This is a genomic window from Pseudomonas asgharzadehiana (genome assembly GCF_019139815.1).
Lineage (GTDB): Bacteria > Pseudomonadota > Gammaproteobacteria > Pseudomonadales > Pseudomonadaceae > Aquipseudomonas > Aquipseudomonas asgharzadehiana.
The window spans coordinates 6,057,224-6,077,648 of sequence record NZ_CP077079.1 but is presented as its reverse complement, the minus strand read 5'-3'; the positions used below and the strand labels follow the sequence as shown (position 1 = coordinate 6,077,648).

The 20,425-nt window shown below is 61.1% G+C and carries 21 protein-coding genes; 11 read left to right on the top strand and 10 right to left on the bottom strand.

From position 1 onward, the window contains the following. The first annotated feature begins 85 nt into the window (after positions 1–85). Entirely contained in the window at positions 86–607 is a 522-nt protein-coding gene (locus KSS96_RS27730) for a disulfide bond formation protein B (protein ID WP_068935496.1), read from the top strand. Between the two features lie 210 nt (positions 608–817). After that, a complete protein-coding gene (gene rsd / locus KSS96_RS27725) occupies positions 818–1,276 on the top strand; it encodes a sigma D regulator (RefSeq protein WP_135196218.1) in 459 nt (152 codons plus the stop codon). A 53-nt stretch (positions 1,277–1,329) separates the two neighbouring features. On the opposite strand, the gene KSS96_RS27720 is transcribed toward rsd, so the two are convergent. Continuing rightward, positions 1,330–2,007: an FKBP-type peptidyl-prolyl cis-trans isomerase gene (locus tag KSS96_RS27720; protein ID WP_017526864.1), complete on the bottom strand. Its 678-nt coding sequence runs from the start codon at positions 2,005–2,007 to the stop codon at positions 1,330–1,332. Between the two features lie 192 nt (positions 2,008–2,199). On the opposite strand from KSS96_RS27720, the gene KSS96_RS27715 reads away from it, so the two are divergent. After that, entirely contained in the window at positions 2,200–3,132 is a 933-nt protein-coding gene (locus KSS96_RS27715; RefSeq protein WP_217855548.1) for an AlgP family protein, read from the top strand. Here KSS96_RS27715 and KSS96_RS27710 read toward each other — a convergent pair. After that, positions 3,129–3,596 (bottom strand): TIGR02444 family protein, encoded by a 468-nt coding sequence (locus tag KSS96_RS27710; RefSeq protein ID WP_068935502.1) that lies wholly within the window; start codon positions 3,594–3,596, stop codon positions 3,129–3,131. The genes KSS96_RS27715 and KSS96_RS27710 overlap by 4 nt on opposite strands. A 50-nt stretch (positions 3,597–3,646) precedes the next feature. Between KSS96_RS27710 and KSS96_RS27705 the strand changes: the two genes are divergently transcribed. From KSS96_RS27705 to KSS96_RS27695, 3 genes are all read left to right on the top strand, one after another. Continuing rightward, positions 3,647–5,557: an ATP-binding cassette domain-containing protein gene (locus tag KSS96_RS27705; protein ID WP_017530839.1), complete on the top strand. Its 1,911-nt coding sequence runs from the start codon at positions 3,647–3,649 to the stop codon at positions 5,555–5,557. Then, a complete protein-coding gene (locus tag KSS96_RS27700) occupies positions 5,557–6,129 on the top strand; it encodes a mechanosensitive ion channel family protein (protein ID WP_003176850.1) in 573 nt (190 codons plus the stop codon). Before KSS96_RS27705 ends, KSS96_RS27700 begins: the two co-directional genes overlap by 1 nt. Before the next feature lie 89 nt (positions 6,130–6,218). Next, entirely contained in the window at positions 6,219–6,851 is a 633-nt protein-coding gene (locus KSS96_RS27695; RefSeq protein ID WP_217855546.1) for a LysE family transporter, read from the top strand. A gap of 78 nt (positions 6,852–6,929) precedes the next feature. On the opposite strand, the gene KSS96_RS27690 is transcribed toward KSS96_RS27695, so the two are convergent. The 5 genes from KSS96_RS27690 to KSS96_RS27670 are packed head-to-tail and all read right to left on the bottom strand — an operon-like array spanning position 6,930 to position 10,340. Further along, positions 6,930–7,670 (bottom strand): hypothetical protein, encoded by a 741-nt coding sequence (locus KSS96_RS27690; RefSeq protein WP_017530841.1) that lies wholly within the window; start codon positions 7,668–7,670, stop codon positions 6,930–6,932. A gap of 3 nt (positions 7,671–7,673) precedes the next feature. Then, positions 7,674–8,261, bottom strand: coding sequence for a penicillin-binding protein activator LpoB (gene lpoB, locus KSS96_RS27685; protein WP_017530842.1), 588 nt, complete (start codon positions 8,259–8,261; stop codon positions 7,674–7,676). 35 nt (positions 8,262–8,296) lie between these two features. Beyond that, positions 8,297–8,668: a YcfL family putative periplasmic lipoprotein gene (locus tag KSS96_RS27680; RefSeq protein WP_017530843.1), complete on the bottom strand. Its 372-nt coding sequence runs from the start codon at positions 8,666–8,668 to the stop codon at positions 8,297–8,299. A gap of 10 nt (positions 8,669–8,678) precedes the next feature. Further along, positions 8,679–10,076 carry a COG3014 family protein gene (locus KSS96_RS27675; protein WP_065879276.1) on the bottom strand — a complete coding sequence of 466 codons (1,398 nt, stop codon included), beginning with the start codon at positions 10,074–10,076 and terminating at the stop codon, positions 8,679–8,681. A gap of 42 nt (positions 10,077–10,118) precedes the next feature. Beyond that, entirely contained in the window at positions 10,119–10,340 is a 222-nt protein-coding gene (locus tag KSS96_RS27670) for a hypothetical protein (RefSeq protein ID WP_137220028.1), read from the bottom strand. A 2-nt stretch (positions 10,341–10,342) separates the two neighbouring features. Between KSS96_RS27670 and KSS96_RS27665 the strand changes: the two genes are divergently transcribed. Next, a complete protein-coding gene (locus KSS96_RS27665; RefSeq protein WP_068935505.1) occupies positions 10,343–12,238 on the top strand; it encodes an FTR1 family protein in 1,896 nt (631 codons plus the stop codon). After that, positions 12,239–12,694, top strand: a complete 456-nt coding sequence (locus KSS96_RS27660) for a YaiI/YqxD family protein (protein ID WP_017530846.1) — start codon at positions 12,239–12,241, stop codon at positions 12,692–12,694. It begins immediately after the preceding gene. A gap of 35 nt (positions 12,695–12,729) precedes the next feature. On the opposite strand, the gene elbB is transcribed toward KSS96_RS27660, so the two are convergent. Next, positions 12,730–13,395 carry an isoprenoid biosynthesis glyoxalase ElbB gene (gene elbB, locus KSS96_RS27655; protein WP_017530847.1) on the bottom strand — a complete coding sequence of 222 codons (666 nt, stop codon included), beginning with the start codon at positions 13,393–13,395 and terminating at the stop codon, positions 12,730–12,732. A 116-nt stretch (positions 13,396–13,511) separates the two neighbouring features. Here elbB and KSS96_RS27650 point away from each other — a divergent pair, with 116 nt between their 5' ends. Further along, positions 13,512–14,747, top strand: coding sequence for a sterol desaturase family protein (locus KSS96_RS27650; RefSeq protein WP_017530848.1), 1,236 nt, complete (start codon positions 13,512–13,514; stop codon positions 14,745–14,747). On the opposite strand, the gene KSS96_RS27645 is transcribed toward KSS96_RS27650, so the two are convergent. Then, on the bottom strand, positions 14,728–15,360 hold the full coding sequence (locus KSS96_RS27645) for a DedA family protein (protein WP_017530849.1): 633 nt from the start codon (positions 15,358–15,360) through the stop codon (positions 14,728–14,730). The genes KSS96_RS27650 and KSS96_RS27645 overlap by 20 nt on opposite strands. A 207-nt stretch (positions 15,361–15,567) precedes the next feature. Between KSS96_RS27645 and hemB the strand changes: the two genes are divergently transcribed. Continuing rightward, the gene (gene hemB, locus KSS96_RS27640; protein WP_017530850.1) at positions 15,568–16,581 is read left to right on the top strand and encodes a porphobilinogen synthase; all 1,014 of its coding nucleotides are present in this window, start codon (positions 15,568–15,570) and stop codon (positions 16,579–16,581) included. 18 nt (positions 16,582–16,599) lie between these two features. After that, positions 16,600–18,822, top strand: a complete 2,223-nt coding sequence (ppk1, locus tag KSS96_RS27635) for a polyphosphate kinase 1 (RefSeq protein ID WP_017530851.1) — start codon at positions 16,600–16,602, stop codon at positions 18,820–18,822. 77 nt (positions 18,823–18,899) lie between these two features. Here ppk1 and ppx read toward each other — a convergent pair whose 3' ends face one another. Continuing rightward, a complete protein-coding gene (gene ppx, locus KSS96_RS27630) occupies positions 18,900–20,402 on the bottom strand; it encodes an exopolyphosphatase (RefSeq protein WP_017530852.1) in 1,503 nt (500 codons plus the stop codon). Between the last annotated feature and the right edge of the window lie 23 nt (positions 20,403–20,425).

Sequence of the window (20,425 nt, the reverse complement as noted above, 5' to 3'; positions counted from 1 at the left end):
CGGAATAGTCTCCTCTGGCACGTATTGAAAGCGGTCAGGCCTTTCCTCTACCGTAACGACCTATCTTTTGCGGTGCGGATAAAGCATGTCTTTGGCCCCTTCACGCTCCTTGTTTTTCCTCGCGTTCATGGCGGGTGCGCTGACATTGGGCGCGTCCTTTTATCTAGAGTTCGGTGCATCGTTGCGCCCCTGCTTCCTATGCCAGATGCAGCGCGGGTTTCTGGCCGTCTTCACGCTGATCAATCTGGTCGCGGCCCTCCACAACCCCGGGCGCGTGGCCATCTACCTGTACGGGCTGGCGGGCATGACCTGTGCGTTACTGGGCGCTGTCACCGCAGTGCGGCAGATGCTGTTGCAAAATGCCGCACCGGGCCAGGCCGCCGATTGCTGGCCCAGCCTGAGCCACATGATCGAAAACCTGTCGCTGTGGCAGGCGTTGCAATCAACGGTCAAAGGCACGGTGGATTGTGTTGAAATCAACTGGACCCTGTTTGACTTGAGCCTCCCCGAATGGAGTTTGCTGTTCTTCCTCGGGATGTTCGCTCTGGGCGTCATGCACTTTTCACACTTGTTTTTCAGCCGGCATGTACGCCAGGTCGGGTACTGAATGCCGCGCGCAGATTGTAGGGCGGGATTAAACACTTGTATGAACTTTCTCTCCTGCGTACCTTGAAGCCATGGTCATGCGGGCATAATCTGGCCCGCACGCATTATCGAAACCGTTTGTCCGAGTCGGCTATGCCCCGCAGCTGTTTTATCTTTAAGCATTAGGGGGGGCATCAGGCGGCAGCGCCCCTATTAGGGAAGAGAGATCATCATGTTGGAAAGTTGTCAGAATGCTCAGGAACGCTGGGGTGGGGTGCATAAGCTGATCGACACATGGTTGAAGGCACGTCACGAACTGATTCGGACCTTTGATACTCTCGGCGCAAAGCCCGAGGCATTGGCTAAGAATCGCGAACCGCTACAAGATTTCTGTGGCGTGTTGGTGGACTATGTGTCGGCAGGGCATTTCGGCGTCTATGAACAACTGACCAAGGAGGCGCAAGCCTTCGATGATCAGCGTGGCCTGAAGCTGGCCGAAACTATCTACCCGCGTATCGATGTCATCACCGAGAAGCTGTTGGCGTTCACCGACCTGTGTGATGCCGGTGAGTGTGTCGCCGAAAAATTCAAAGAATTGGGTGCGCTGCTCCACGAGCGTTTCGAGCTGGAAGACTGTCTGATCGAAGTGCTGCACAACGCCCACAAAGAAGAACCCGCCACTCAGGCTTGAACCTTGAGGGCGAAGTAAAAAACGGTGCGCATGGCGCACCGTTTTTTATTGGGTCAATGGCGAGTACCGAGCAATTCGATCTCGAATACCAATGGCGTATAGGGCGGGATCAACTCGCCGGCACCGTCGGCGCCATATGCCTGTGCCGAAGGAATCACCAGGCGCCATTTCGCGCCCACCGGCATCTGCTGCAAGGCGCTGCTCCAGCCGCTGATCACACTGTCCAGGCGAAACCATTGGGGCTGGGTGCTCTGATCGAATACCGTGCCATCGGGCAACCGACCTACGTATTTCACCTGGACCTGGTCGCTGGCGGACGGCTTACTGCCGGAGCCAGGGGATAGCTCGGTGAGCAGGATGCCATCCGCCAATTCGCGCACCCCTTTTGATGACTTTTCCCTGGTCAAAAACTGCTGTTCGGCTGCCAACGCTTTTTCACTTTCAGGCACCGGCGCGTCGGCTTCATTTTGCGCTTCGTGCTGGGCAAGAATCTGTTCGATGCGTGCGTTATCCAGTGCCAGCGGCTTGCCTTGATAGGCTTGCTTGAGGCCGTCGATCAGAGCTTGAATCTGTAGGTCCGGGACTTCCTGGCGCAGGCGTTCACCGAGGCTGGCACCCAGGCTGTAGGCGAGGTCGTGCTGATTCTGTTCAGGGTTTTTTGCGGGCGCTTGCTCGTTCGCATTGGCGACAGAAATCGCCAAGCCAAGCATAAGAAAAAGGTAACGCGACATGGGCATTCTCCCGCCGAAAGTGCGACGGATTATGCCAGTGTGAAGGGATAAAAAGTGCCGCGTATTTTCGTTATATAAATAAGAATTTTCGTACGGTGCAACGCAAGGCAAACGATACTGTCAACATGCGCTAGCGGCGGTAAGAGCAGAGGGCTAGTATGAGCCGCACCCACGTCAGCCAGGAGGTAAACCATGTCGGCCAAACAGAAGCCTGTTAATACCCCGTTGCACTTACTCCAACAACTGTCGGGCAGCCTGCTCGAACATCTGGAAAGCGCTTGTTCCCAAGCCTTGGCCGATGCAGAAAAACTGCTCGCCAAGCTGGAAAAACAACGCGGTAAAGCGCAAGAAAAGCTGCACAAATCCCGTACCAAACTGCAAGACGCCGCCACTGCCGGCAAGGCCAAGGCACAAGCCAAAGCCAAAGATGCTGTCAAAGAACTTGAGGACCTGCTCGACGCCCTCAAGGATCGCCAAGCCGAAACCCGCGCCTATATTTCCCAACTCAAGAAAGATGCCCAGGAAAGTCTGAAACTGGCCCAGGGCGTTGGCCGTGTGAAAGAAGCTGTAGCGAAAGTGCTGGGCGCGCGTACACCGGCAAAAGCTGCCGCGGTGAGCACGGCAAAAAAGCCAGCCGCTAAACCCGCTGCTAAAACTGCTGCCGCCAAACCAGCCGCGAAGCCAGTTGCTAAAACCGCTGCCGCCAAACCAGCCGCGAAGCCAGCTGCTAAAACCGCCGCCGCCAAACCAGCCGCGAAGCCGGCTGCCAAAACCGCCGCTGCCAAACCAGTCGCGAAGCCAGCTGCTAAAACCGCTGCCGCCAAACCGGCTGCGAAGCCAGCTGCCAAAACCGCCGCTGCCAAACCGGCCGCAAAGCCAGCTGCTAAAACCGCTGCCGCCAAACCAGCCGCGAAGCCAGCTGCTAAAACCGCCGCCGCCAAACCGGCCGCAAAGCCCGCTGCGAAACCAGCCGCCAAGCCAGCCGCTAAACCTGCTGCCGTCAAACCAGCACCGGCCAAGCCAGCAGCTCCAGCGACCCCGGCAGCCACCACCGCTCCAACCGCATCGGCCAGCAGCACGCCTGCACCGGTAGCGCCAAGCACCACCCCAACCAGCGCTTCCTAAGTGCCGGTGGCCATGACGCGCAGCTGCTGCAGCGCGTCGTGGTCAAGGTTGGCGGCATCCTCAGCCGCCAGTCCTTCCAGCCATCTCTGTTGATCGGCACCCTCGTTTGATGGCCATTGCTGTGCCAGAACATCGAGGCGCATCAACAATTGCCGTTCCGCATCCAGTTCCAGGGCTTTGACCCTTTCACGTAACGCGGCCAGTCGTTCATCCTTCCCCGCCATGGCTCGCCATTGCACACGCACCTGTCGCAACGGTTCGATCACCTGCGCCTGCCAGGGCCTGGCGATCTGCTGGAGCGCCTCTATACGCTCGGCCGTCAGCGCCACCCCGCGTTGTTCCAGCCAGGCCCCACAAAGCAGCAGGCACACATCCGCCCCTTGTTCCTGCAGGCTCAGGCAGGCGGCTTCGACGCCCGGGCGGGCATAGGTCGAGAGGGCAAAGCTCCACAGGTCAGCGCACATATTCACACCCAAGCCAGCGGCCAACGAAGCTGGTAGACTCCGCCGCCATTATGATCCGACTTCAAAGCCTAACATTACAGCGTGGCCCGCAACGTCTTCTCGAAGACGCCGAGCTGACCCTGCACGCCGGTCACAAAGCCGGCCTGATCGGTGCCAATGGCGCCGGTAAATCCACGTTGTTTGCCCTGTTGCTGGGTGAACTGACCCCGGACTCCGGCGACTGCCTGCTGCCGGCCGACTGGCGCATCGCCCATATGCGCCAGGAGATCGACACCCTGGACCGCATCGCGATCGACTACGTGCTCGATGGCGACCTGCGTCTGCGCCAGGTGCAACACGACCTCGCCGAGGCCGAGAAAGCCCAGGACGGCGCCGCCCAGGCCCGGTTGCACTCGGAGCTGGACAGCGCCGACGGCTATACCGCCGATGCTCGCGCCCGCAAGATGCTTGCCGGCCTTGGCTTTACCAACGAACAAATGGATCGCCCGGTCGCGGACTTCTCCGGTGGCTGGCGCATGCGCCTGAACCTGGCGCAGGCACTGATGTGCCCTTCGGACCTGTTGCTGCTCGATGAACCGACCAACCACTTGGACCTCGATGCGATCCTGTGGCTGGAAGATTTCCTCAAGAACTACCAGGGCACTTTGTTGCTGATTTCCCACGACCGGGATTTCCTCGACGCCGTGGTCGACAACATCGCCCACGTCGAACAGAAGAAAATCACGCTCTACCGTGGCGGCTACTCCGCGTTCGAACGCGCGCGTGCCGAGCGCCTGGCCCAGCAGCAACAAGCCTACGAGAAACAGCAGGCGCAGCGCGCGCACATGGAAAGCTACATTGCCCGGTTCAAGGCCCAGGCCACCAAGGCCCGCCAGGCCCAGAGCCGGATCAAAGCGTTGGAACGCATGGAGGAACTGTCGGCGGCCCACGTCGATTCGCCGTTCGATTTTGTGTTCCGCGAGTCGGTGAAAATCTCCAGCCCGCTGTTGGACCTGTCCGATGCTCGCCTGGGCTACGGCGACAAGACCATCCTGGAGAAGGTCAAACTACAGCTCACGCCAGGTGCGCGTATCGGCCTGCTGGGCCCGAACGGCGCGGGCAAGTCGACGCTGATCAAGAACCTGTCGGGCGAACTCGAACCGTTGGCCGGCCGCTTGACCCGTGGCGAGAACACGGTGGTGGGCTACTTTGCCCAGCACCAGTTGGACTCCCTGGACTCCAAGGCCAGCCCATTGCTGCACCTGCAACGCCTGGCGCCGACCGAGCGCGAGCAAACCCTGCGGGACTTCCTCGGTGGTTTCGATTTCCGTGGCGCGCGTATCGATGAGCCGGTGCTGAACTTCTCCGGCGGCGAAAAAGCCCGCCTGGCCCTGGCTCTCATCGCCTGGGACCGGCCGAACCTGCTGTTGCTCGACGAACCGACCAACCACCTGGACCTGGAAATGCGCCTGGCGCTGACCATGGCCTTGCAGGAGTTCAGCGGTGCGGTACTGGTGGTGTCTCACGATCGCCACTTGCTCAAGAGCACCACCGATAACTTCCTGTTGGTGGCCGACGGCAAAGTCGAGGAATTCGATGGCGACCTGGACGACTATGCACGCTGGCTGACGGATTACCGTCTGCGCAATGCGCCGGCGAGCAACACCCCGGTCAACCCGGACAAGACCGACAAGAAAGCCCAGCGTCAGGCCGCCGCCGCGTTGCGTCAGCAACTGGCGCCGCACAAGCGCGAAGCCGACAAGCTGGAAGCCGAGTTGGGCAAGGTGCATGAGCGCCTGGCCAAGATCGAAGCCAGCCTGGGCGACAGCGCCGTATACGAGGCGGCACGCAAGGACGAGTTGCGTGACCTGCTGGCCGAACAGGCCAGGCTCAAGGTGCGCGAAGGCCAATTGGAGGAAACTTGGATGGAGGCCCTCGAATTGCTCGAAACCCTGCAAGCGGAGCTGGAGGCGCTGTCCTGATGGAAGCGTTACAGCTGCCGCTACCGGCGCAATGGATAGAACCGGTATGGATCGGCGTGCAAATCCTGCTGATCCTGTTGGCCGGTTACCTCGCGCAGCGCTTCGTTGCCAAAGGCCTGACGCGCCTGGGCGAGCGTTACCCGTTCCCGCCGCAATTGCTGATGCCGCTGCGGGGTGGCTTGCGCTGGCTGATCATGGGCAGTGCGCTGATCTTCGTGCTGGGCCGCCTGGGCGTGTCCGCCACGGTGCTGTGGACGGCGCTGTCGGGGTTTGTCGCGGTCGCCGCCGTGGCGTTCTTTGCCATGTGGTCGGTGCTGTCCAACCTGTTGTGCGCCATCCTGATCTTTACCGTCGGGCCGTTTCGCCTCGGTGACATCGTCGAGCTGGTGGATACCGTCGACAAACCCGGCGTAAAAGGCCGGGTCGTGGCGATCAATCTGCTCTACACCACGCTGATCGAGGTGGAAGCGGCGGGCACCGACAGCGCCATTGTGCAGGTGCCTAACAGCCTGTTTTTCCAGCGCTCCGTGCGGCGTTGGCCTGGCACCCACGTGTTTCCGGGCGATCGCTAGTATTCACATCTTGTAAAAATCTATAGCCAGCCCTCGGTCGGCGGAGTTAGCTTAAGGCCACAACAGCAAACTCCCCTCCGAGGTGTGCAATGGCGCTCGATACGTGGCTGGCCTTTTTCCTGGCCAGCTGGATCATTTCCCTTTCTCCTGGCGCCGGCGCTATCGCTTCGATGTCCAGCGGTCTGCAATATGGTTTCCTGCGCGGCTACTGGAACGCCATTGGCCTGCAACTGGGCCTGGCGATGCAGATTGCCGTGGTGGCCTGTGGGTTGGGAGCCATTTTGGCGACGTCGTCCACGGCGTTCTATGCGATCAAATGGTTTGGCGTGGCCTATCTGGTGTACCTGGCCGTCAAGCAATGGCGTGCGCTGCCCATGGACATGAGCGATGACGCGACCCCGCGCCCCGTGGGCAAGCCGATGGCGATGATGTTCCGCGGCTTTCTGGTCAACGCCAGTAACCCCAAGGCCGTGGTGTTCATGCTCGCGGTACTGCCGCAGTTCGTGAACCCGCAGGCGCCGTTGCTGATCCAGTACCTGATGTTGGGCGCGACCATGATTAGCGTCGATATGATCGTGATGGCCGGGTACACCGGGCTGGCATCGAAGGTGTTGCGCCTGTTGCGCACGCCCAAACAGCCAAAACGCATGAACCGTACGTTTGCCGGGTTGTTCGTGGGGGCTGCGGGCTTCCTTGCCAGCTTGCATCGCGCAACGGCCTGACTGACGAAACCGAATCAAAATGTGGGAGGGGGCAAGCGCCCTCCCATATTGGTTTTGTGTTGCCTGGAGGACTACCGCTCAGCGCAATATCTTCGGCGCTTCATCCCGTGGCAGGTTGTTGCGCAGCACTGGCTGGCCGGGGTCTTGGTAGCCGCCGCCCAGTTGTTCCGCCAATTGGCGCGCCACATCCTCACCCAACGCTTTCGACACTTCTTTGACCACCCGCGGCCGGTTGAGGCTCACGCGCACGTCGCGGCTGTTCACCAGCTTGGTGTCCTGGCCTTCACCCATGGCGGTAAACGCCGAGGTGATTTCGAAGGTGCGTGTGTTGATCAAACTGAAGTCCGCCACCAGGGTCAGGCCCAGCACCGCCGAGTAGCTGTTGGTGTGGTCCAGGGCGTTGATGTCCTGGGTGAAGTCGATGTCCGACAGCGTGCCGAACAGCACGTAGTCCGCGCCTTTGAAGTGACCGGCCTTGATGCGCTTGATCACGTCATAGACGTCACCCTTGGCATCGGCGGTGTAGGGCGTGCCTTGCACCAGTTGGAACTGGCGGGACTTGAGGATCTCGCCCTTGATGTCACCGCTGAACTTACGCAGCTCGGTCTGTTCGATGTAGCTGGTACGGCTTTCATACTCGCTGTAGTTCGAGGCGCCGCTGGCGTGGTAGCTGCTTGCCTGGAAGTTGTTGCTGGCCGAGACCTGGTGGATGTATTCCTCGACCCGCGCCTCGTAGGCCAGGTCGGTCACCGCGATCTTCGGCGCGGCCGAGGCGCCAAAGGCGCACAACAGGCCGATCATGCCGATCCATGCACGCATTGCTTAGCGCTCCGTAGTCTTGCGGATTTCTTTTTCGTCCATCCACTCGGCCAGGCCGCTCTCGACGTCGATCAACTGCAGGCTGAATTTGTAAAAGACGTCCTTGTAGTCCGAGCTGCGCTTGACGATGGAGCTGATGGAGCCTTCCAGGCGGTACTTGGCCGCGACCATGTTGCCGGTCTTGCTCACAGTGGTCTTCTTGTACAGGCCGCTCTGGTTCTGCAGCTTGAGCTGGTCAACCTGGCTCTGCATGTCGGTGTTGTCACTGGCAAAGCGTGCGGTGCCGGTCTTCATCAGCTGGGTTTTGATCGACGTGGTGATCTCACGGGTGTCGATGTACTCGCTGGTCTTGTTCTTCACGTCGTACACCTGGACTACCGGGCGGCCGTGCAGGATGCCGGATTGGGCCAGGGAGCGGGTCATGCTTTCGGCGATCATCTGCAGATCGGTGGAACCGAACTCATTGGTCACCGTTTCCACGGCCTTGGTGTCGCCGTAGTTAATGTTCTTACTGCCCAGTACCGGCGAAGTATTGGCGCAGCCGCTGACCAGTACGGCAACCACGGCGAGAATCGAAAAGCGTGCAAACATGGGGAAATCTCTCTGGCGCTTAAGAAGGGGACGGCTCAAGGGGTTTTGACTTCAAGACGGAAATCCGCCGCCTGGGGCAAGTTGGCGATGGCCGGCAGGAACGTCGCCTGGTTGGCGTACAGGTTCAGCACTTTCCAGGTGTCTTCGTCGCCCACCGGGAAACCGTCGGCGCCCAGCCAGGCGAAGCGGTAATACATCGTCTGGTTGCTGCTGGTGATGTTGCTCAATTGCACCTTGGCGGTGAGGAAGCCGTTTTCGCGCGCAACGCGAATGGCGCCGACCGCGATGCCCTTGAACTTGCCCATCACCACGATTTTGCTCGCGGCGCTGCCGGGCTCCGGCGGCGGCGGGGTGGCGCAGCCGGCGAGCAGGACCAGCGCCAGGGCGCCGAGGATGAAGTGACGCATAGCGTGCTCCTTACGGTTGTTTGAGGGTGGCAATGGCCTGGGGCGGTGTGCTCGGTATGACATGGGCCGCGAGGCCGCCGGCGAATACTTGATTGCCGACCACGCGCAGGGTGATCACTTGGTAGCGCTGGTCGGCCTTGACCGTCACCAGCGTGCCACCCAAGGCATTGGGCAGGCTGACTTGATGCTCGCCGTGCTTGAGGCGCAGGCGAGTCACTTGGGTCAAGTCCGGCAGGGTGCGCCAGGTGCGGGTGTCGGCGCCTTCGGTCACGGCCGAGGCGATGCCCAATACCAGGCCGGCCATGGGGTTGGTCTTGTTCAAGTTGTTTTGTGCCACGCCGCGGGTCACCGCGCGCACGGTGGTCCGCAGGATGATCCCCGGCATGTCATCACGCAGTGCGCGACGCGACATGGCGGTGGTGCTGTTGAGCGCAGTGAGGTTCTGTTGCTGTCCATCGACGCCGATCTGGGCAAAGGTGGCGGTGGATGTATCGGCCTTGATCACCGGGAACGACAGCGGGGTAATCACCAGGTTGCCGTTGATCGGGATCGGCAGCGGCAGGCGGATCGAGTCGCGGGCCGGGGCCAGGCCGCTCTGCACCACAATCAGCACCTCGGTTTCATTGGCGCCGACCTTGGATTTGTCCAGATCCAGCAAGGCCTTTTCCAGCAACGGCGTATTGGGGCGCAGCTCGGCGGCCTTGCGGTAGCCGGGGGCGGCCAAGTCTTTTTCGCCGAGGGCCTCGTAGATGAAACCTGCCAGGTAATGGCTGAACGCACTCTGGTAGCTGTTTTTGAGGCCGACCACTTCCGGCGCGTTCAGGGCTTGCACCGGGTAACCGCTCAGGTCTTTCATCTGGGTGGTCACGCCTTCACGCTGGGCTTCGTCCTCGCGCTTGAGGTATTCCTTGTCGCGCAGGTCGGCGATCACGGCTTCGCGTTCGTGGGTCTTCTTGATCTCGGTACGCGCGCCGTCGAAGTCATTCAGGGCCAGCAGGTTGAGTGCCATCTGCGTGGTCAGCATGACTTTTTCGTAGTCATAGCCTTCGTAGCGACGCACCTTGTCGTTGGCCAGGAAACTGCCGAACTGGGACAGGTACTTTGCGCTGTCGAACTTGACCGACTCTTCCCACTTATAGACTTGCAGGTCGGCGCTGCGCCAGGCGGTCTGGCTGCCGGTCAGGTCGCCCTTGGCCCGCAACAACTCGCCCTTTTCGAAGAAATAGAGCAAGTCCTTGTCTTGGCTGGTGTTGTTTTTTTCCAGCAGGGTCAGGGCGCCGTCGACATTGCCGGTGGCCAATTGCTGGTTAGTGGCTTGCAGCTCGGTGTCGTAGCTGCGAAACATCGAGCAGCCGCTGAGCAACGTCACCGCCGCGAGCGCGAGCGGAGTTAAGGCGCGAAATGCCATGCAGCTTCTTCCCTGAAAGTGATCAACCGATATGGTGATTCCTCATAAAGACGAGGAACGAAAATTCCCTTTCGCACTAACAGGGCGCGGCATTATAAGCGCCATTACTGGCAAAACAATGGCTTTTTGCTGTGTTGTTCGCGGTAAAAATGCCACTACTGCGCCTAAAATCTCAGCGCGCGCACGCGCCAAATCACATACGCCTTGAGTCAAAGCCCTTAAAGCTGAACAATATGTTACTTCTTGTTTCCCTTTGAGATTCATTCATGACTGCCCCCTTCCGTTTTCTCGTCTGGCTGTTGTTGCCGGCGTTGATGTCGTGCAGCGTCAACCTGTTGGCCGCAACTGCCGAGGGCGCCCCCCAGGCACTGCATTTGCTGGACTACATTGGTGCTGACTACCCGCCAACGGTGGAGGCGGGCAAGGTGGTGGATGATTCGGAATACCGCGAGCAGGTGGAGTTTCTCGGGGTATTACAGGGCCTGGTGGCGGACTTGCCGCAAAAACCCGAGCGTGCCGAGTTGATAAAGGGCGTTGATGAATTGCTGGCGGCGGTCACCGCCCACCAGGACGGTGCGACCGTTGCCCGCCAGGCCCGTCAGTTGGGCGCCAAGCTGGCGGTGGCGTATGAGGTCAGCCAGGCCCCGGCCATCACGCCCGACCCCACGCGGGGTGCGCCGCTCTACGCCCAACAGTGTTCGGTATGCCACGGCACTACCGGTGCCGGTGATGGCCCGGCGGGCGTAGGCCTCACGCCGCCTCCCGCGAACCTGCACGATGCCGCACGCCTGGACCGCCTGAGCCTCTACGCGATCTACAACACGTTGGGCCTGGGTGTCGAAGGCACCGACATGCCGTCCTTCGCCGACCAGTTGGACGACCGCCAGCGCTGGGACCTGGCCACCTACATTGCCGGCTTCACGGCCGACCCCGCTGCGGCGAAAAGCGAGCAGCCCTTCAATCTCGCCGACTTGGCGCGCCAAACCCCCAACGAAGTGCTGGCCGCGCAGGGGCCCGATGCCGCTGCAACCTTCCGTGCCCAGCGTGCGCAACCGCCGCAGGTCAAGCGTGGCCCTGCGCAGTTGCTCGACTACACCGCGACGACGTTGGACAAGAGCCTCGCCGCGTTCCGTAACGGCGATCACGAGCAAGCCTACGACCTGTCCGTAGCGGCCTACCTGGAAGGCTTCGAGCTGGTGGAAAGCTCGTTGGACAACGTCGACGCCAACGTGCGCAAGGACACCGAGAAGGCCCTGATGGCCTACCGGCAGTCGTTGCAGGACGGCTTGCCGATCGAGCAGGTGCAGCAACGCCTGGACGTGGCCAAGGGCAAACTTACCGAGTCCGCCGGTTTGCTGGGCAGCGATGGCCTGAGCTGGTCGTTGAGTTATATCTCGGGCCTGCTGATCCTGCTGCGCGAAGGTCTGGAAGCGATTCTGGTGCTGGCGGCGATCCTGGCGTTCCTGCGTAACACCGGCCAGCAGTCGGCGGTGCGCAGCGTCAACGCGGGTTGGGGGTTGGCGCTGCTGGCCGGTTTGGCCACCTGGGCGTTGGCGGCCTATGTGATTGACGTGAGCGGCGCCCAGCGCGAACTGCTCGAAGGCTGCACCGCGCTGTTCGCCAGCGTCATGGTGCTGTGGCTCGGCGTATGGATGCACGACCGGCGTCACGCCGCCGCGTGGCAGGACTACATCAAAAGCAGCCTGGTCGGCGGCGGTGGGCGTTTTGGCTTTGCGCTGCTGGCGTTCTTCTCGGTGTATCGCGAGCTGTTCGAGGTGATCCTGTTCTACGAGACCCTGTGGCTGCAATCCGGCCCGGCCGGGCACAACGCGGTGCTGGCGGGTGGCGCCACCGCGCTGGTGCTGTTGGTGGGCCTGGCATGGATCATCCTGCGTGGTTCGGCGAAGCTGCCGCTGGCGTTGTTCTTCGGTATCAACGCTGCACTGCTGTGCGCGCTGTCGGTAGTGTTTGCCGGGCATGGCGTCAAGGCGCTGCAAGAAGCCGGCATCTTCGGCACACGGCCGGTGGCGTTCTTTGACTTCGATTGGCTGGGCATTCACGCCGATGCCTATTCGCTGAGTGCGCAGGCCGTGGCGATCCTCGCGATTGTGGTGTTGTATGGCCGCAGCCGCCTGGCGGAGAAACGCCGGGTGGTGGCGTAGGTGCGCGTATGGATCGATGCTGACGCCTGCCCTCGGGCAGCCAAGGACCAGGTGGTGAAATTCGCCCTCAAGCGCCAGTTCGAGGTGGTGCTGGTGGCCGGGCAGAGCCAGATCAAGCCGAGTTTTGCCTGCGTGAAGCTGATCGTGGTGCCCAGTGGCCCGGATGCAGCCGATGATTACTTGGTAGAACACGCCGTGCCGGGTGAGCTGGTGATCTGCAGCGATGTGCCGTTGGCCGACCGGCTGGTGAAGAAGGGCGTCACGGCCCTGGACCCTCGGGGCAAGGAGTTCAGCCCCGCGAACATGAGCGAGCGCCTGGCGGTGCGTAACCTGTTCACCGACCTGCGCGAGCAGGGCCGGATGGGCGGTGGCCCACCGCCCCATGGGGAGAAAGACAAACAGGCGTTCGCCAACTCGCTGGACCGCATCCTCACTCAATTGATGCGCCCGGCCTGAGCCCGCTCATTACCATTTAGTGCTCTGTCAGTTGATCAGTCGTTCTCGTGGGTCAGCTCCAGCACCCGATCCACCAGCTTGTTGATGCCCGACGCCACCTCACTGATGTTCTTGCCGAGCATATAAGCCGGCGTGCTCACCAGCTTGCGCGCCGTGTCTTCGACGATGTCTTCAACCGTGCATTCCTGGTGCGTGGCGCCCATCTTGTCCAAGGCGGCGGCGGTGTCGGGACAGTTGCCGATAGTGCAGGTCACGCCCGGGCCGTAGATTTTTGCGGCCAGGGCCGGCGCGATGCAGATCAGCCCCACGGGTTTGCCGGCTTCGGCAAAGGCTTCGGCCAGCGCCAATACCTGCGGATTAACGCTGCAACCGGCGCCTTCCCCGGCGAAATTCGACAGGTTCTTCGCCGCGCCAAACCCGCCGGGCACGATCAGTGCGTCGAACTGGGTGACGTCGGCCTCGCCGATGTTCTTCACGGCGCCGCGGGCGATGCGTGCCGACTCCACCAGTACATTGCGCGACTCGGGCATTTCTTCGCCGGTGAGGTGGTTGATGACGTGCAGTTGCGCAATATCCGGCGCAAAACATTCCACCTGAGCGCCGCGCTGGTCCAGGCGCAGCAGGGTGATTACGCTTTCATGGATCTCGGCACCGTCGTACACGCCGCAGCCGGAAAGGATCACTGCAATCTTTTTGCTCATGGGCATTTCTCCTGAGGTCTTGGCGTTAAATGTCTACTAATTTGTAACCTGTTGCCAATGGGATCTCGCGCGGCTGCACCTAATCTTGATGTAACAAAAATAGACCGGACCAGACCATGGACTTCGTGCCTTACGCGGTACCGTTTTTCATCGCCTTGATCGTGGTGGAACTGCTCCTCGACCGCTGGCGGGGCCAGCGCAACTACCGGGTAGCGGACGCCATCAACAGTCTCAGTACCGGCGTGCTGTCCACCACCACCGGGTTGTTGACCAAGGGGGTAGGGCTGCTGACTTACGCATGTGCCCTTAAATACCTGGCTGTGGTTGAACTGCCTGCCCAACGTGCATGGACCTGGGTGTTTGCCTTTGTGTTCTATGACTTCTGCTACTACTGGCTGCACCGCATGGGCCACGAGCGCAATATTTTGTGGGCCGCGCATTCGGTGCATCACCAGAGCGAGGACTACAACCTCAGCACCGCCCTGCGCCAGACCAGTACCGGTTTCCTGCTGAGCTGGATTTTCTACCTGCCCCTGGCCGTATTGGGCGTGCCGTTGGTGGTATTTATCAGCGTGGCTTCGCTCAACCTGCTGTACCAATTCTGGGTACATACCCGCCACGTGCCCAAGCTCGGCTGGTTCGAGTGGTTCTTTGTCACACCGTCCAATCATCGGGCCCACCATGCACAGAACGCTCTCTACATGGATCGCAACTACGGCGGGGTGTTCATTCTTTGGGACCGGCTGTTCGGTACGTTCCAGGAAGAAGACGACAACGAACCGGTGATTTTCGGCGTGACCACGCCCTTGGCCAGTTGGAACCCGCTGTGGGCCAACCTGCAGTTTTACGCGCAGCTGTGGAGTGATGCGCGGCGCACCGAACGCTGGCGGGACAAGCTGCGCATCTGGTTTATGCCCACCGGCTGGCGCCCGGCCGATGTAAAGGCCAAATACCCGTTGGCCAAGCCGGACCTGAGCCAGTTCCGCAAATTCGACGTGCCGCTGGAGGCGCGCCAACAGGTGTATATCGCCCTGCAGTTTGCGGTGTATGTGGGGTTTGGCAGCTACTTGATGAATTTTGGCGAGGGGCTGCACAGCTCAGCGCTGGTCCTGGGCTGGAGTGTGATGGCACTGGGGCTCTTTACCCTGGGCGTGGCCCTGGAGAACCGGCCGTGGGCGTTGAAGGCCGAGTGGGCACGCCTGGCGCTGAATGTACCGCTGGTATGGCTGGCACCGCTGGTAGGGCTGTGGCCGGCCAGCCACTTGGGCTGGCTGGGTTTGTCGAGTTACAGCCTGCTCAGCGTGATCGGTCTTTACTGCTGCCGGGGCCGGGTTACTCGGCTGGCGTCTTAGGCGTTTGCACCGGGGCCGGTTCGGCGAGCTGGGCCTTGGCGTCGGCACAGGCCTGGCGGGCGATACGCGCGTTTTTGAAACGGCGGCGCAGCCACAGGCCGAAGCCCAGTAACAGCAAGGCTCCCAGTACCCACAGCTCGTATTTCTTGACGCTGCCGAGCATGCCTTCAAGGACCGCGCCAAAATGGTAGGCCGCAGCGCCCAGCGCGGCGGCCCAGATCGCGGCGCCGATGCCGTTGAGCACTAGATAGCGCAGCGGTGGGTAGCCGGAAAGGCCAATCGCCACCGGCATGACGGTGCGCAACCCGTACACAAAGCGGAAGCTCAGCACCCAGATATCCGGATGTTTGCGGATATGTTCCAGGGCCTTGTCGCCCATCAATTGCCAGCGCGGCTTGCGCGCCAACAGCTTGCGGCCATGCTTGCGGCCCATGTAGTACCAGAGCTGGTCGCCGGCGTAGCTGCCAAAGAAGGCAACGACCACCACCAGGTTGATATCCATGTAGCCACGGAATGCCAGGAAGCCTGCGAGAACCAAGATGGTTTCGCCTTCAAAGAAGGTGCCCAGGAAGAGGGCAAAGTAGCCGAAGTCATGCAGAAATTGTTGAAGCATGGTCTGGGTGCTGGCGAAATGAACGCGCAGCCTACGCCTTCGTGAACATTCATGAAAGTATCGAGATGTGTCACGAAGTGAACAATTCCTACATAAACGACGAATGCGACTACAGGTCGCATCGTTAAGCACAACTGTAATACCTTCGTCATAATGGCCGCTTATAACTGCAACGCTCGCCCGTAAAACCGGGCTCAGGAGTCTGTCGTGAGCTTTACCCCTGCCAATCGTCTGTTCCCTGCTACCCGGCTGCGTCGCAATCGTCGTGATGATTTTTCGCGCCGTCTGGTACGTGAAAACGTACTGACGACGAATGATCTGATCCTGCCGGTTTTCGTGCTCGATGGTGAGAATCGGCGCGAAGCCGTGGCGTCGATGCCGGGGGTGGAACGTTTGACCATCGATTTGCTGCTTGAAGAAGCGGCGAACTGGGTCGAGCTGGGGATTCCGGCGTTGGCGCTGTTCCCGGTCACGCCTTCGGAACTCAAGTCCCTGGACGCTGCCGAAGCCTGGAACCCGCAGGGCATTGCGCAGCGCGCCACCCGTGCCTTGCGCGAGCGTTTCCCGCAACTGGGGGTGATCACCGACGTGGCGTTGGACCCGTTCACCACCCACGGCCAGGATGGCATTCTCGACGAAGACGGTTATGTGCAGAACGACATTACCGTCGATGCGCTGGTCAAACAGGCCCTGTCCCACGCTGCCGCGGGCGCCCAGGTGGTTGCACCGTCGGACATGATGGACGGCCGCGTCCAGGCGATTCGCGAAGCGCTGGAACTGGCCGGCCACGTCAATGTGCGAATCATGGCCTATTCAGCCAAGTACGCCAGCGCCTATTACGGCCCGTTCCGTGACGCGGTGGGCTCGGCCCTCAACCTGGGCAAGGCCAACAAAGCCTCCTACCAGATGGACCCGGCCAACAGCCATGAAGCCTTGCACGAAGTCGCGGCCGATCTGGCCGAAGGCGCCGACATGGTAATGGTCAAGCCGGGGATGCCCTACCTGGACATCCTTTGGCGGGTCAAAGACGAATTCAAGGTGCCGACCTTTGTCTATCAGGTCAGCGGCGAATACGCCATGCACATGGCTGCAATACAAAATGGATGGTTGAGTGAAGGGGTGATTCTTGAATCCCTGACGGCCTTTAAACGTGCCGGGGCCGATGGCATTCTGACTTACTTTGCCGCCCGCGCCGCCCAATTGCTTAGAGAGCAACAATAGCCCTCACAGGAACACTCGATGAATACCGAAGGACTCTCCGAAGTTGCAGTAAAAGACGCTCACCCGGTGATTGAACAAGTCGCCGAAACCCCACCGGAGCTGGAGCCTGCGCCGCCTGCCGCGGTGGCCGAGCCGCCCGTGCCGGCCCCGGTGGTCACGGTGACCAACCTGGATGACAGCAGCCTGTACATCCATCGCGAGCTGTCACAACTGCAATTCAACATCCGCGTGCTGGAGCAGGCGCTGGATGAGTCCTATCCGCTGCTGGAACGGCTGAAATTCCTGCTGATTTTCTCCAGCAACCTGGATGAGTTCTTCGAAATCCGCGTGGCCGGTCTCAAGAAGCAGATCACCTTTGCCCGTGAACAGGCCGGTGCCGATGGCTTGCAACCGCACCAGGCCCTGGCGCGCATCAGCGAGCTGGTGCACGGCCATGTAGACCGCCAATACGCAATTCTTAACGACATCCTGCTGCCGGAACTGGAAAAACATCAGGTTCGTTTTATCCGTCGCCGCCACTGGACCACCAAGATCAAGACCTGGGTGCGCCGTTATTTCCGCGACGAGATCGCGCCGATCATCACCCCCATCGGCCTCGACCCAACGCACCCGTTCCCGTTGCTGGTGAACAAGAGCCTCAACTTCATTGTGGAATTGGAAGGTATCGACGCCTTCGGTCGCGATTCCGGCCTGGCGATCATCCCGGCGCCGCGCTTGTTGCCACGGATCATCAAGGTACCGGAAGAGGTAGGGGGGGCTGGCGACAACTATGTATTCCTGTCGTCAATGATCCACGCCCATGCCGATGACCTGTTCCAAGGCATGAAGGTCAAGGGCTGCTACCAGTTCCGCCTGACCCGTAACGCCGACCTGGCGCTGGACTCCGAAGACGTCGAAGACTTGGCCCGCGCCCTGCGCGGCGAGCTGTTCTCGCGGCGCTACGGCGATGCGGTGCGCCTGGAAGTGGCTGACACCTGCCCTAAACACCTGTCGGACTACCTGCTCAAGCAGTTCAACCTGGGCGAGACCGAGCTGTACCAGGTCAATGGCCCGGTGAACCTGACGCGCCTGTTCAGCATCACCGGGCTGGACAGCCACCCGGAGCTGCAATACACGCCGTTCACCCCGCAGATCCCGAAACTGCTGCAAAACAGCGAGAACATTTTCAGCGTGGTGAGCAAGCAGGACATTCTGCTGCTGCACCCGTTCGAGTCCTTCACCCCAGTGGTCGACCTGCTGCGCCAGGCCGCCAAGGACCCGCACGTTCTGGCCGTGCGCCAAACCCTGTACCGCTCCGGCGCCAACTCGGAAATCGTCGATGCGCTGGTGGACGCCGCGCGTAACGGCAAGGAAGTCACTGCGGTGATCGAGCTGCGTGCGCGGTTCGACGAAGAGTCCAACCTGCAACTGGCCAGCCGCCTGCAAGCGGCCGGTGCGGTGGTGATCTACGGCGTGGTCGGCTTCAAGACCCACGCCAAGATGATGCTGATCCTACGCCGCGAAGCCGGTGAGATCGTGCGTTACGCGCACTTGGGCACCGGCAACTATCACGCCGGCAACGCCAAGCTCTACACCGACTACAGCCTGCTGACCTCCGACGACGCCTTGTGTGAAGACGTCGGCAAGCTGTTCAGCCAGTTGATCGGCATGGGCAAGACCTTGCGCATGAAGAAACTGCTGCACGCGCCGTTCACCCTCAAGAAGGGCATGCTCGACATGATTGCCCGCGAGACCCAGTTTGCCCTTGAGGGCAAGCCGGCGCACATCATCGCCAAGTTCAACTCGCTGACCGATCCGAAGATCATCCGCGCGCTGTACAAGGCCAGCCAATCCGGCGTGCGTATCGACCTGGTGGTGCGCGGCATGTGCTGCCTGCGTCCAGGCATCGTTGGCGTGTCGCACAATATTCACGTGCGTTCGATCATCGGCCGCTTCCTGGAGCACACCCGGGTGTTCTACTTCCTCAACGGCGGCGAAGAGCAGATGTTCCTCTCCAGTGCTGACTGGATGGAACGCAACCTCGATAAGCGCGTGGAGACGTGTTTCCCGGTAGAAGGCAAGAAGCTGATCATGCGGGTCAAGAAGGAGCTGGAAAGTTACCTCACCGATAACACCCACAGCTGGAGCCTGCAGTCGGACGGCCGCTACGTGCGCAACACGCCAACCGGCAACCAGAACCCCCGCAGCGCCCAGGCGACGTTGCTGGAGAAACTGGGTAGCCCGATTCTGGCGGTGAACTAAGCCCAGACACGGTCTGGAACATGTGGGAGGGAGCAACCCCCCTCTCACATGTGGTTTACGGTGTTGTTTGGATCGAGTCAGCGCACGTTCAGCGTGAACCCCACCCGCGTCAGCCATTCCGCTTCCTGGGCGAAGTCCGCCTGGGTCAGCTGGTTTTCATCCAGCCAGCCTTTGGGGAACATCACATCCAGGCTGTCGCCATCGGCGCGCAGTTTGACCTGGGGCATTTCCTGGGTGCCACGGATGTGGTGGAACAGGATCGCAAAGCGCAGCAGCGCGCACAGGCGAATCAGCTTGATGCCTTCATCACCGAACTCAGCGAATTTGTCCTTGGGGATATTGCGACGGTGGCCGCGCACCAGCAGCGCGAGCATCTGTTGGTCTTCCCGGGAGAAACCGGCCAGGTCGGAGTGCTCGATCAGGTAGGCGCCGTGCTTGTGGTAATGGTAGTGGGCGATATCCAGGCCCACTTCATGCACCTTGGCGGCCCAGCCCAGCAGTTCGCGCCATACGCCGTCTTCCAGGTCCCAGTCCGCGGCCACCTGATCGAAGGCGTGCAGGGCTTTGCGCTCCACGCGCATCGCTTGCTCCAGGTCGACGTGATAACGCTCCATCAGCGAGCTGAGGGTGCGCTCACGCACGTCTTCGTGGTGATGGCGGCCGAGCAGGTCATAAAGCACCCCTTCACGCAGTGCGCCGTCACAGTGGTCCATGCGTTGCAATTCGAGGGCGTCGAAGATCGCCTCGAGAATCGCCAGGCCGGCCGGGAAAATGGTACGACGGTCGGGCTTTATACCGTCGAAGTCGATTTTCTCGGCATCGCCCAGCTTGAATAGCTTGCGTTTGAGCCAGGCCAAGCCTTCGGCGTTGACCTCGCCGGTGCCGTGGCCGCCGGCCTTGAGTGCCAGGCCAATGGCGCGAATGGTGCCGGACGAGCCGATGGCTTCATCCCAGGTCAGGCGGTGCAGGGCGTGCTCGATGCTCATGATCTCCAGCCGTGCCGCCGTGTAGGCCTGGGCATAGCGCGCCGGGGTGATCTTGCCGTCCTTGAAATAGCGTTGGGTGTAACTGACGCAACCCATCTGCAGGCTTTCGCGCAGCAGCGGTTCGAAGCGCTGGCCGATGATGAACTCGGTACTGCCGCCGCCGATGTCCGCCACCAGGCGCTTGCCGGGGGTATCGGCCAGGGTGTGGGATACGCCGAGGTAGATCAGGCGCGCTTCTTCGCGGCCGGAGATGACTTCTACCGGGTGCCCGAGGATTTCTTCGGCGCGGCGGATGAATTCGCCACGGTTGCGCGCTTCACGCAGGGCGTTGGTACCGACAATGCGCACGGCGCCCAGGGGCATGCCGTTGATCAACTGGGCAAACCGCTTGAGGCAATCGAGCCCGCGCTGCATCGACTCTTCATTGAGCTGGCGTGCGTCGTCGATCCCGGCGGCCAACTGCACTTTTTCGCCGAGCCGCTCAAGGATGCGGATCTCACCGTTCTGGGCCTTGGCCACGACCATGTGAAAGCTGTTGGAGCCCAGGTCTATGGCGGCGATCAGGGACAGATTCTTGGCTTGGGATTGCGGCATGGTTTGGGGGTCTCGGTCGATAA